At 48.7% G+C, this 5,500-nt stretch carries 7 protein-coding genes and 1 pseudogene; 7 read left to right on the top strand and 1 reads right to left on the bottom strand.

Annotation, left to right across the window (positions count from 1 at the left end; translation table 11 throughout):
- The 7 genes and pseudogenes from Q0241_RS11670 to Q0241_RS11640 form a co-directional block, all read left to right on the top strand.
- Positions 1-785 (top strand): annotated as a pseudogene (locus Q0241_RS11670) (hypothetical protein); the annotation flags it as partial.
- Positions 786-1,247: 462 nt separating this feature from the next.
- Positions 1,248-1,655, top strand: coding sequence for a DUF2829 domain-containing protein (locus tag Q0241_RS11665; protein WP_299377537.1), 408 nt, complete (start codon positions 1,248-1,250; stop codon positions 1,653-1,655).
- A 75-nt stretch (positions 1,656-1,730) separates the two neighbouring features.
- On the top strand, positions 1,731-2,102 hold the full coding sequence (locus Q0241_RS11660; RefSeq protein ID WP_299198228.1) for a hypothetical protein: 372 nt from the start codon (positions 1,731-1,733) through the stop codon (positions 2,100-2,102).
- Positions 2,102-2,488 (top strand): hypothetical protein, encoded by a 387-nt coding sequence (locus Q0241_RS11655; RefSeq protein ID WP_299377535.1) that lies wholly within the window; start codon positions 2,102-2,104, stop codon positions 2,486-2,488. The genes Q0241_RS11660 and Q0241_RS11655 overlap by 1 nt, the downstream gene beginning before the upstream one ends.
- Before the next feature lie 292 nt (positions 2,489-2,780).
- Positions 2,781-3,128, top strand: a complete 348-nt coding sequence (locus Q0241_RS11650) for a hypothetical protein (RefSeq protein WP_299198223.1) — start codon at positions 2,781-2,783, stop codon at positions 3,126-3,128.
- A 40-nt stretch (positions 3,129-3,168) separates the two neighbouring features.
- Complete coding sequence (locus tag Q0241_RS11645; RefSeq protein WP_299377533.1) at positions 3,169-3,930, top strand: hypothetical protein; 762 nt, start codon at positions 3,169-3,171, stop codon at positions 3,928-3,930.
- A 144-nt stretch (positions 3,931-4,074) separates the two neighbouring features.
- Positions 4,075-4,512: a hypothetical protein gene (locus Q0241_RS11640; protein WP_299198219.1), complete on the top strand. Its 438-nt coding sequence runs from the start codon at positions 4,075-4,077 to the stop codon at positions 4,510-4,512.
- On the opposite strand, the gene Q0241_RS11635 is transcribed toward Q0241_RS11640, so the two are convergent.
- The coding region (locus Q0241_RS11635) for a hypothetical protein (RefSeq protein ID WP_299377531.1) at positions 4,496-5,500 on the bottom strand (1,005 nt) is incomplete at its 5' end. The genes Q0241_RS11640 and Q0241_RS11635 overlap by 17 nt on opposite strands.

Here is a 5,500-nt window from a genome sequence, read left to right as displayed (position 1 = left end):
GTGACTTGCTCCCTGCAACACATGATCCCGAGAAGAGGAAGACTTACGTGGAAATCACATTACAAGAACCCGAGATCCAGGAAGCTATCCGGAACTATATCCGCGGCATGTATCCAACATTGCCGGACGAAGAGCTCCCTGTGAAAATCATCGCAGGCCGCGGTGAGAATGGTCACAGCGCCACAATCATCAAAGAGCCTATCCCAATCACCGTGAACTCGCCTTCGCAGCCTAAGGTCGCTGTGGCATCCTATACGGCCGCCCAGGAAGATGCTAATCGCCGTAACGGCGAAGAAGCTATTGCTGAGGGTTCTGAAGATGCCGAGACGGTCCAAGAAACTGATGAGGCTCCAGAAACAACTGGAGAACCAGAAGAAGACGGAACCGGTCCTGAACCAGGACACGTCCAATCTGATGGAAACGTCCTCGACGTCAAAGACAGCGACACCGCACCCGATGAATCTGCCCCAGCAGATGAGCCGGAATCGGCGCCAGAGACGACGAGTGCAGAGCCTACTCCGACAGAGCCTACGGAAGAAGAGTTGACGACAGAAGAGACAGCAGAACTCGTAGAAGCTGTAAAAGAAACTTCTGAAAATCAAACAGGCCCAATTGATCCAGAAGAGCCTACTCCAACTCCCAAAAAGAGCTCTCTATTCGATACGCCGAAACCTGTCGAAGATAACTCTTCTGCCGCAGAGGCCGCTGCTACGCCTCCAGAAGCGGAGTCTGAAACTCCAGCTGAGGCATCGGCGCCAAAGCCAAAGAGTATCTTCGACAACTGAGATCCCTAGTAAGGTGGGATGTTTGGTGAACCCTAATCAAAAACGCAACCTGCGGAGAACTACAGTGACTGTACTGGTGCCACTCAAAGGGCCAGCAAACGGTCGAGCCATCTCCTAGACGGTAGTCTTACAAAAGGGTGAGGGAGAGATCCCCGAGTCGGTTAGGCCCTGGCCGGCACTTAAGTTTCAAGAATCTCGAACGCCGTGCTACCGGGCCAGAGATATTAACTGGGTATATGTAGTGAGGTGGGCATTACCATCCCCTCGAGGATTACGACTTCGGAAGGTTTTCTCAAAAAGTGGCTGGCTTTGGCAGCATTGAGCCTAGGGAGATCAACGCTGCATTCAAATTTCACCCGAGAGGACGATATGAAACATTTCTTCGGAACCAAGCTGGTCAAAGCTAAGCCTATGACTCAGGAAGAGTTTGCCCAGTACATGGGCACCACTACGCCAACTAATATGCCTGACCGATCGCCTCCGGGCTATCTGGTCGAATATGTGAACGGGGGTGACTCCAATCACGAAAACCACGATAATTATATCTCGTGGTCCCCTAAAGCGGTTTTCGAAGATGCCTATCAGCCTACGACGGCTATGGCCTTCGGCCATGCCGTCGAGGCTTTAAAGCGGGGAATGAAGGTTTCTCGTGCCGGCTGGAACGGCAAAGGTATGTTCCTCTATATGGAAGAACAAACCACTTCCAACGCTGCAATGGAGCGTCACCTGGGATTGAAAGAACATTTCTCCCATGGCGGCGTCATCATTAAGCGTGCTCATATCATGATGCTCACAGCTCAGGACGATGTTGTTCCGTGGCTCGCGTCTCAGTCAGATATTTTGGCTGATGACTGGTGCATCGTCGAATAGGGTGTCCGGCGGACCGGTTTGAAGCGGCGGGTTCAATTCCCGTCACGTCCACCATTTCTTTTCAAGGAGCCTTTTATGGCCGATACCAAGCTCAAAATCGGAGAGACTGTCTGCTATAAATGTGGCTCTCCGACTTTCGTCATCAAGAAAATCACCAAAGACGGTGATCTTATTCTTTCTTGGTTCAATTCCAAGATTCATGCTCATCAGAATATTCGGGTATCTTCGCATCTGGTGGAACCAGTTGAAGCCTTCAATGAACGCAAATTGAAGATCGAGACCCAATTCGATAAACGCCTTTATCGCGTTCCAGAAGGTCTTCCGTTGGATCACATTCTGACGATCGGCTTTGAGTCTGCTGAACTTAAACAAAGCTTTCTTGAGCGGATGTTTGATGAGCAGATGCAAGCCCGTATTCTCGGTGATGACGAACCACTGAAACACTAATGAGTCGTATGGAGCACCACTGCGGTATTGCCGTAGAAATGGCCCAAGGACTAAATGGTTTACGGGCTAAAGTCGCTTACATGAAAGCAATGCATGACATTGAAATTGAATGTGAGTTTCATGATAAAGATCCAGAAAGCCCGTTTGAATGTTTTGTAATCAGCGAAAACGCACATTACCGCGCCGACACTGATCAGCTTTTTATTTTAGAGCATCACACTGAAAGCGAAGATGGCAATTGTGTTATGTTTGGAATAACAGACGATAGCGGACTACCAGCAATTATTTTTACGCTATCGTTTTATAATGGGGGTGGAGGCTTTTCTGAGGTATTTAATAGATACCAAGATCTGCTTGAAGCCAACAGACAAAAGAAAACCCCGTGAGGGGCAGGATCTGTGAAGCCATAGTTCGCGTCGTAGTGCCATTCGACGCCGGCGCAGGCGTGTAGGGGATCCGCCTGAGTCAAAAGCTCGGGATCCACTGCCCTAAGGGGATGAGTGTAAACCAAGTTTCTGACCCATCTTTAATAGCTTCCGCAAGGGAGTAGGGCCTAGTGATCTACGAAATGCCTTCGGGCATAGAACACCCCTCACCTCGAACCAGGGGCCATGTGATTAAGGGTTCAAATCCGTAAAGCATGGTTCCTGGTTCATTTATTTATTTAAGGAAATTGTTATGCAGTATCGAATTATCACTTTTGAAAACATCGCAGATCCTTCTGACGTAGATCTCGACCATGTAGAATCGGCCGAAGCCGGTTGGTTTGACGGATACGGTGTTGGGGAGCGACAGCTTGAAGGTGTCATGATCAAAGTAACCCTGGCAGAAGACAAAAAGAGCTTGCAGCTTGTTTTTGACGAATGGCCGCCTCAGGTGCGCCAGCAATATTACGCCAAGGATTTGCTGGAATACGCTTACAAGAACGATTTCTTTTCAAGCACTGAAGACGCCGATGATGATATGATTATGATCATCAAGCGAGAAGACGATACTAAGCCGTGGCGGTATAATTACGAAGAATAAAAGCTCATCCGCCCGCGCGTAAATTTCTGGGAGAGAAAAAGTGTATTCGAATTTGAAACGACTTTACTCTCAGGCAAACGAAATGGATATTTCTGACGGCCTCAAAGCGTACCAGCGCTATCACGATTTAATGAAAACAATCGCAGCACATTATTCCGCGGACTTGAGCCGCGTTATAGCAGCGTTTGTGGCCCTGTCACCCAACTCAGATTATTATGGAAATTTGAGAAGCCTCGTCTCCATGCTCGAGGCTGGGCGGCGGGGTCTTTCATACGACAGTGCGATTGTCTCCACGTATAATGCGTGTCGAGCTCGCGCTAACCTGTACCTGACAGGAACTCCCTTCTTGGATCATGCCAAGGGGTTGAAGACTCGGGCATTCTATCAGAACATCCTGGAACCAAAGACAGCTGGGCCAGTGACTGTGGATGGTCACATGTACCATGCCTGGGCCGGCACAACCGGAGGCATGAGAGATGCTAAGGTCACTCGAAGAGTTTATGCTCAGATATCACATGAGATCAGCCGCCTTGCTGCTGAAAGCGATGTTTATCCTCACCAAGCACAAGCCATTCTCTGGTTTGCGCGGAAGCGCATACTCAGCGTGTTATACGATAGTCAAATGGCTCTATTCGATAGAGATGTCGGTTATCAGAAGACTGCGTTCAAACTTGAAGAGATAAGACCCTACGGAGTAGAAGATGATTACCCAAACCCTGGAACTGACACGGTGGGAGCACGCGAAAGTGCAACACCACGCGGCCGTAAGCGCTCTCAATTGGATCTCCCATTTCAAAGCTGAAGGTCTTCTCAGCATGGAAGAGTTTAATGAAATGGAACGTTGGCGCCGGCTGGCAGCCCGAATCAACGGGGAACCATTTGAACCAATAGACGAGACCACCGGCAAAGTCCGCGGCTGGGATCCAAAAAAGAGAGTAAATTTGACATGAGACACCGACTTCCTGAGCACATCGTTCGTCTTATTGAAGATGCCATTGAAGCATCTGAACTTCGTCGCGCTAATTTTGATGGTATGTCTGAAGACGTTCGTATTGGAATCACACACCTTGGTGGTAATGGCAATGCCGAACGCTATGACAGCCCTACTGCTTACATTAGAGAAAAAGTAAAGCTTCACCACAATTCTTGGATCGCTGGGCCACTACGCCAGGTTTTGGAATGGAGCCAAACATCTGACGATGGGACCCAAGAAGAATATGATATCGTCAATCGACTCCGCCAACCGTTGGTAAACCCAAGCTTGCTTGAAGATGCTGCTCAAGAGATTGAACGTTTGAAATTCAACTCAAACATCCAACTCGCAACAATTACAACAATCAAAAAAGCCTTAGCTGATCAACCGTCTCTTAAGACGTCAGGTTAACCCAAGGATTGAGGTTCCATCCGGCCTCAATCATTCCCGGTCCAATAGAGTAACCAAGACGTCCGTCTCCCAAGACAGATGCTACGTTATCCAAGACCGGTGAGCCTGCATCCAAGTTCAGCACGTTGGCCGTAGATAGGGACAAGAGAGCTGAAGCCGGGTTATTCCGGATGATATCCAAAGCAATTTTGATCGAGCGCAGCTTGAAGTTCATGAACCAGGTAAGCCCAATGCTTTCCAGGTATGAACGTGCCCGGCTGTCATTGAGGTCATAGTTGATGAATTCCTGATCGATCTTCAGCATCGCATCCTCAGGACTTACACCTCGCTCTTCAGTGAGGAAGTCGTAGTAGATGGCTTTAGAAATAAAGTCACCGTATTGTACGCCCTTGGCCAGACCCTGATAAAGCGCAGTGTCTTTCGCCACGATGCCATACCGAGCCACAGTAGCCAGACCACCGGGGAGCTCACCCGCTTTCTTTTCCACCCAATCCATAAACCGCCCGTCCATGAGTGCCCGGTCAGAGTCTGTCAGACCTTCGGAAATCGTGGTGAATTGGTTCGCTTCTAGGAGTGGCCAGATCGACATCTTACGATTGGCTTCATCGATCGCTTCAATGCGTGCTTGAATAGCTTTTTTCTCAGATTTTGATTGCGATTTGAGAATGTCGTAACGAAGCTTCACTTTCAGATCTTCGTTCTTGAGATATGTTTCAATCTCAGAAAACTTAGAGCGTGTTCGTTGAGTCATATACGAGATAGGCACTTCCCGAGTTGCCAGCTGAACCACGTTGGCCAGTGTGTTTGCAACCAGGATTACACCGCTCTTAACAACTATTACGTGTTTAACTTCAGAAACTACCTGCTGAAGAAGCTCTTCGGCACCGACCAGATATTTGAATGCATCCTTCCCGAGGAACGGGGTAGCCATAATGACTTCTTTAATACCCTCTCTAAGTTCATCATTAAGACGAGACTTACCGGTCCA

It is taken from the genome of uncultured Kiloniella sp. (assembly GCF_937128705.1).
Classification (GTDB): domain Bacteria; phylum Pseudomonadota; class Alphaproteobacteria; order Kiloniellales; family Kiloniellaceae; genus Kiloniella.
This window is presented reverse-complemented; position numbering and strand designations above follow the sequence as displayed.

What these genes read in the sequence shown, in the direction of transcription:
- Q0241_RS11665 (WP_299377537.1), top strand. Translation starts at nt 1,248, where the DNA reads ATGCCTGACCGATCGCCTCCGGGCTATCTGGTCGAATATGTGAACGGG.
- Q0241_RS11660 (WP_299198228.1), top strand. Translation starts at nt 1,731, where the DNA reads ATGGCCGATACCAAGCTCAAAATCGGAGAGACTGTCTGCTATAAATGT.
- Q0241_RS11655 (WP_299377535.1), top strand. Translation starts at nt 2,102, where the DNA reads ATGAGTCGTATGGAGCACCACTGCGGTATTGCCGTAGAAATGGCCCAA.
- Q0241_RS11650 (WP_299198223.1), top strand. Translation starts at nt 2,781, where the DNA reads ATGCAGTATCGAATTATCACTTTTGAAAACATCGCAGATCCTTCTGAC.
- Q0241_RS11640 (WP_299198219.1), top strand. Translation starts at nt 4,075, where the DNA reads ATGAGACACCGACTTCCTGAGCACATCGTTCGTCTTATTGAAGATGCC.